This window comes from Flintibacter muris, assembly GCF_943192995.1.
In the GTDB taxonomy this organism is placed as follows: domain Bacteria; phylum Bacillota; class Clostridia; order Oscillospirales; family Oscillospiraceae; genus Lawsonibacter; species Lawsonibacter muris.
Genome location: NZ_CALPCP010000084.1, coordinates 1 through 5,686 on the forward strand (window position 1 = coordinate 1; position 5,686 = coordinate 5,686).

Sequence of the window (5,686 nt, forward strand, 5' to 3'; positions counted from 1 at the left end):
AAAAAGATTCAAAAAAATCTAAAGAAGTGCTTGACAAAGCGAAACTGATGTGGTAAGATAATCCCCGCCGCTGATGAGCGGTGTGCACCTTGTAAATTAAACAACGTGACAAACACGAAGCACCAGAAGGATTGGTTGTTAAGTGAGCTTTGAAAGAAGCTTGTTTGGACAACGTCAATTAATTTCTTTGAAGCTAAGGTTTTAGTTTCAATAAGATCGATTTATTCGGGCTGAAGAGCTCGTATAGATACCATTTTATTGAGAGTTTGATCCTGGCTCAGGATGAACGCTGGCGGCGTGCTTAACACATGCAAGTCGAACGGAGTACCCCTGAAGGAGTTTTCGGACAACTGAAGGGACTACTTAGTGGCGGACGGGTGAGTAACGCGTGAGTAACCTGCCTTGGAGTGGGGAATAACAGATGGAAACATCTGCTAATACCGCATAATACGTCTGTGTCGCATGGCACTGGACGTCAAAGATTTATCGCTCTGAGATGGACTCGCGTCTGATTAGCTGGTTGGCGGGGTAACGGCCCACCAAGGCGACGATCAGTAGCCGGACTGAGAGGTTGGCCGGCCACATTGGGACTGAGACACGGCCCAGACTCCTACGGGAGGCAGCAGTGGGGAATATTGGGCAATGGGCGCAAGCCTGACCCAGCAACGCCGCGTGAAGGAAGAAGGCTTTCGGGTTGTAAACTTCTTTTCTCAGGGACGAAGCAAGTGACGGTACCTGAGGAATAAGCCACGGCTAACTACGTGCCAGCAGCCGCGGTAATACGTAGGTGGCAAGCGTTATCCGGATTTACTGGGTGTAAAGGGCGTGTAGGCGGGACTGCAAGTCAGATGTGAAAACCATGGGCTCAACCTGTGGCCTGCATTTGAAACTGTAGTTCTTGAGTACTGGAGAGGCAGACGGAATTCCTAGTGTAGCGGTGAAATGCGTAGATATTAGGAGGAACACCAGTGGCGAAGGCGGTCTGCTGGACAGCAACTGACGCTGAGGCGCGAAAGCGTGGGGAGCAAACAGGATTAGATACCCTGGTAGTCCACGCTGTAAACGATGGATACTAGGTGTGGGGGGACTGACCCCCTCCGTGCCGCAGTTAACACAATAAGTATCCCACCTGGGGAGTACGATCGCAAGGTTGAAACTCAAAGGAATTGACGGGGGCCCGCACAAGCGGTGGAGTATGTGGTTTAATTCGAAGCAACGCGAAGAACCTTACCAGGGCTTGACATCCCGGTGACCGGCATAGAGATATGCTTTTTCTCTTCGGAGACACCGGTGACAGGTGGTGCATGGTTGTCGTCAGCTCGTGTCGTGAGATGTTGGGTTAAGTCCCGCAACGAGCGCAACCCTTATTGTTAGTTGCTACGCAAGAGCACTCTAGCGAGACTGCCGTTGACAAAACGGAGGAAGGTGGGGACGACGTCAAATCATCATGCCCCTTATGTCCTGGGCCACACACGTACTACAATGGTGGTTAACAGAGGGAAGCAATCCCGCGAGGAGGAGCAAATCCCTAAAAGCCATCCCAGTTCGGATCGCAGGCTGCAACCCGCCTGCGTGAAGTTGGAATCGCTAGTAATCGCGGATCAGCATGCCGCGGTGAATACGTTCCCGGGCCTTGTACACACCGCCCGTCACACCATGAGAGTCGGGAACACCCGAAGTCCGTAGCCTAACCGCAAGGGGGGCGCGGCCGAAGGTGGGTTCGATAATTGGGGTGAAGTCGTAACAAGGTAGCCGTATCGGAAGGTGCGGCTGGATCACCTCCTTTCTAAGGAGACCTCAGTCACTGAACAGGTGGCTGTAATGTTCCTAGGTCAGACTTCGGATGTAGAGTGGAAGTCACGTTGTTTAATTTAGAGGGCGCACGCCGCATGAAGGAGCGGTGTCCGACGGGCCCATAGCTCAGCTGGCTAGAGCGCACGACTGATAATCGTGAGGTCGGTGGTTCGAGTCCACTTGGGCCCACCACCAGCTTAACGGTATGGGGGTTTAGCTCAGCTGGTAGAGCACCTGCTTTGCAAGCAGGGGGTCACCGGTTCGAATCCGATAACCTCCACCATTGAGATTGGATCGAAGTGTTCGTCCAATAGGGTGAGCATTTCGATCTGACCTTGAAGAAGGTTGGAGCCTGCACCTTGAAAACTGAACAGTGAAGCAAGCAAGAAATTGCGAGCAAGCAACAGAGAGGTAACAAAGTTTTAATTGTGGAACTATAAAAAGGGTAACACAAATACTACAATGAACCAAATCTGAGGCCTGCATAATTCTTGTGAGAACCAATATCTCTGAAAAGAGGTAATAGGTCAAGCTATAAAGAGCGCAAGGGGAATGCCTTGGCATCAAGAGCCGAAGAAGGACGTGACAAGCTGCGATAAGCCGTGGGGAGCTGCACATAAGCGATATTATCCACGGATTTCCGAATGGGGAAACCCGGCAGAGCAATACTCTGTCAGCCTGCGTTGAATCAAATAGGCGTAGGTGGGGAACCGCCTGAACTGAAACATCTAAGTAGGGCGAGGAAGAGAAATCAACAGAGATTCCGCTAGTAGTGGCGAGCGAACGCGGAAGAGGGCAAACCGGAGGATTTATCCTCCGGGGTTGTGGACTGACACAACGGAGCAATAGGTTAGCTGAACGGTATGGGAAGGCCGGCCATAGCGGGTGAGAGCCCCGTAAGCGAAAACTGATTTGTTCCAGTCAGGATCCAGAGTACCGCAGGACACGTGAAACCCTGTGGGAAACTGGGGGGACCACCCTCCAACCCTAAATACTACTTGATGACCGATAGAGGAGCAGTACCGTGAGGGAAAGGTGAAAAGGACCCCGGGAGGGGAGTGAAACAGAACCTGAAACCTTGTGCTTACAAGCACTCAGAGCACGTTAAAGTGTGATGAGGTACTTTTTGTAGAACGGTCCGGCGAGTTATTGTACGTGGCAAGCTTAAGGTGTTCAGCACTGAAGGCGAAGCGAGAGCGAGTCTGAATAGGGCGAAATAGTCGTGTGCAATAGACCCGAAACCAGGTGACCTATCCATGGGCAGGTTGAAGTGGAGGTAAAACTCCATGGAGGACCGAACCGACCCCCGTTGCAATGGTGGCGGATGACCTGTGGATAGCGGAGAAATTCTAATCGAACTTGGAGATAGCTGGTTCTCCCCGAAATAGCTTTAGGGCTAGCGTTGATTTATAGATTACCGGAGGTAAAGCACTGAATGGGCTAGGGGCTGATAAAGTTACTGAACCCTATCAAACTCTGAATGCCGGATAATTGTTAATCAGCAGTCAGACTACGTGAGATAAGTCTCGTGGTCAAAAGGGAAACAGCCCAGACCCACAGCTAAGGTCCCTAATATATGCTAAGTGGAAAACGATGTGGAGTTGCGAAAACAACCAGGATGTTGGCTTAGAAGCAGCCACTCATTAAAAGAGTGCGTAATAGCTCACTGGTCGAGTGACTCTGCGCGGAAAATGTAACGGGGCTAAGCATATAACCGAAGCTTGGGATGCAGCAATGCGTGGTAGGGGAGCGTCGAATACGGGGTGAAGTCGCAGCGGAAGCAGCGGTGGACTGTATTCGAGTGAGAATGCCGGAATGAGTAGCGAGAATTATGTGGGAATCATAATGGCCGAAAATCTAAGGTTTCTTGGGGAAGGTTCGTCCGCCCAAGGTAAGCCGGGAGCTAAGGCGAGGCCGAAAGGCGTAGTCGATGCACATACGGTTGAAATTCCGTAGCCACCGAAACTTAAACCAGAAGGACACTTGGAGCTATCCGGACCCGGGCGTTGGTTGACCCGGGCGTAAGGGACCGAAATCAAGTAGGGAAGCCGGAGAATGACGAGGCGAGAAAAGTTCTGGGGAATGCTAAGGTGCCCGTACCGCAAACCGACACAGGTAGATGAGGAGAGGATCCTAAGGCCAACGGGAGAAGGGTTGTTAAGGAACTCGGCAAAATTACCCCGTAACTTCGGGATAAGGGGAGCCCCTGTAATGGGGGCCGCAGAGAATAGGCCCAAGCGACTGTTTACCAAAAACACAGGTCTATGCTAAATCGAAAGATGACGTATATGGGCTGACGCCTGCCCGGTGCTGGAAGGTTAAGAGGAGGGCTTAGCGCAAGCGAAGGTCTGAATTGAAGCCCCAGTAAACGGCGGCCGTAACTATAACGGTCCTAAGGTAGCGAAATTCCTTGTCAGGTAAGTTCTGACCCGCACGAATGGCGTAACGATTTGGGCGCTGTCTCAACAGCCCACCCGGCGAAATTGTAGTACCGGTGAAGATGCCGGTTACCCGCAACTAGACGGAAAGACCCCATGGAGCTTTACTGCAGCTTAATACTGAGGATTGGTAAATGATGTACAGGATAGGTGGGAGGCTTGGAAGCCAGGGCGTTAGCTCAGGTGGAGCCAACCTTGGGATACCACCCTTCATTTGCTGGTTTTCTAACCTGCGACCGTGAATCCGGTCGGGGGACACTGTTAGGTGGGCAGTTTGACTGGGGCGGTCGCCTCCTAAAAGGTAACGGAGGCGCTCAAAGGTTCGTTCAGCACGGACGGAAATCGTGCAGTGAGTGTAAACGCAAAAACGAGCCTAACTGCGACACCGACGGGTGGAGCAGTAACGAAAGTTGGAGTTAGTGATCCGGCGGTATGCAAGTGGAAGTGCCGTCGCTCAACGGATAAAAGCTACCCTGGGGATAACAGGCTGATCTCCCCCAAGCGTCCACAGCGACGGGGAGGTTTGGCACCTCGATGTCGGCTCGTCACATCCTGGGGCTGAATTCGGTCCCAAGGGTTCGGCTGTTCGCCGATTAAAGTGGCACGCGAGCTGGGTTCAGAACGTCGTGAGACAGTTCGGTCCCTATCTGTTGCGGGCGTAAGAGATTTGAAGGGAGCTGTCCTTAGTACGAGAGGACCGGGATGGACAGACCTCTGGTGCATCAGTTGTCCTGCCAAGGGCACAGCTGGGTAGCTACGTCTGGACGAGATAAACGCTGAAAGCATCTAAGCGTGAAACTCCCCCTAAGATAAGATCTCTCATCCATATGGAGTAAGGCTCGACGTAGACTATGTCGTTGATAGGTCGGAGGTGGAAGCACGGCAACGTGTGCAGCTGACCGATACTAATAAGCCGAGGGCTTGACCTACGATTGGTTATGAGCATGAAGAATGCAGGCGCTTGTAAGCGAAGGAAAGTTGTTTCACTGTTCGGTTTTCAGGGTGCAGACAGTAGCGCTCTTGAAATCAAATCGAAGTCCAACGAGGTGGATTCGGTTTGAAGAGGAGAAGCGACAGAGTAAGTGAGTTTTAGCTGAAAGGCTGAAACGAATGATACGAAGTTAGCTTCGACGACAAGCGCCTTTAGCTCAGTTGGTAGAGCAACTGACTCTTAATCAGTGGGTCCCGGGTTCGAATCCCTGAAGGCGCACCAATGGCCCGTTGGTCAAGCGGTTAAGACGGCGGCCTCTCACGCCGCAAACATGGGTTCGATTCCCGTACGGGTCACCATTCAAAACTTTATATCGGTTTTAGTCACTTCGGTGATTAAAATAGTAGGTGCTGATTAGGGCGAGGGTCCACCCGTTCCCATTCCGAACACGGAAGTTAAGCTCGTTTCTGCCGAAAATACTTGTCTGGAGACGGACCGGGAAGATAGGTAGTGCCTACACAAA

Annotated in this window: 4 tRNA genes and 3 rRNA genes; all 7 read left to right on the forward strand. The window is 51.8% G+C overall.

Features of this window, described 5'->3' with window-relative positions:
* The first annotated feature begins 254 nt into the window (after positions 1-254).
* A 16S ribosomal RNA gene (locus NFS22_RS22965) occupies positions 255-1,786 on the forward strand.
* Positions 1,787-1,909: 123 nt separating this feature from the next.
* A tRNA-Ile gene (locus NFS22_RS22970) sits at positions 1,910-1,986 on the forward strand.
* A 15-nt stretch (positions 1,987-2,001) separates the two neighbouring features.
* Positions 2,002-2,077, forward strand: a tRNA-Ala gene (locus NFS22_RS22975).
* Positions 2,078-2,319: 242 nt separating this feature from the next.
* A 23S ribosomal RNA gene (locus NFS22_RS22980) occupies positions 2,320-5,161 on the forward strand.
* A gap of 208 nt (positions 5,162-5,369) precedes the next feature.
* Positions 5,370-5,445, forward strand: a tRNA-Lys gene (locus NFS22_RS22985).
* Positions 5,446-5,447: 2 nt separating this feature from the next.
* Positions 5,448-5,522: transfer RNA gene (locus NFS22_RS22990), tRNA-Glu, on the forward strand.
* A 44-nt stretch (positions 5,523-5,566) separates the two neighbouring features.
* Positions 5,567-5,682, forward strand: a 5S ribosomal RNA gene (gene rrf / locus NFS22_RS22995).
* The 16S, 23S and 5S rRNA genes sit together here with 4 tRNA genes alongside, the layout of an rRNA operon.
* Positions 5,683-5,686 lie beyond the last annotated feature (4 nt).